Below are 585 nucleotides of genomic sequence, written 5' to 3' on the forward strand. Positions count from 1 at the left end.
TGCTCGCCCCACGTGATGAAGATCTTCGTGCCGAACACCCTGAACGAGCCGTCGCCCTGCGGCTCGGCGCGCGTGCGCACGAGCGCGAGGTCCGAGCCCGCCTGCGGCTCGGTCAGGTTCATCGTGCCGGTCCATTCGCCCGAGATGAGCTTCGGAACGTAGGTCTGCTTCTGCGCTTCGGTGCCGGCGGTGAGGAGCGCCTCGATCGCCCCGTCGGTGAGCAGCGGACACAGCGCGAACGACAGGTTCGACGCGTTGAGCATCTCCACGCACGGCGTCGCGATCAGCTTCGGCAGACCCTGGCCCTCATATTCGGGCGGATGCTGCACGCCCTGCCAGCCGCCTTCTGAAAACTGCCGGAACGCTTCCCTGAACCCGGGCGTCGCGGTGACATGGCCGTCTTTCCACGCGCTCGGGTTGCGGTCGCCTTCGACGTTCAGCGGCGCGAGCACCTCGCCGCACAGCTTCGCCGATTCCTCGAGCACCGCCTGCGCGGTCTCCAGACCGGCATCCTCGAAACCCGGCAATGTGGCGATGCTGTCCAGACCGGCCAGCTCCTTCATCACGAAAAGCATGTCCTTGAGG

1 protein-coding gene is annotated in these 585 nt (G+C 66.7%); it reads right to left on the bottom strand.

Annotated features, from left to right (window positions below; all coding sequences use genetic code 11):
- A partial coding sequence (locus tag LPA34_RS26860) for an acyl-CoA dehydrogenase family protein (RefSeq protein WP_228984176.1) occupies nucleotides 1-585 on the bottom strand: 585 nt, incomplete at both ends.

Source organism: Paraburkholderia gardini (assembly GCF_907164575.1).
Classification (GTDB): Bacteria; Pseudomonadota; Gammaproteobacteria; order Burkholderiales; family Burkholderiaceae; genus Paraburkholderia; species Paraburkholderia gardini.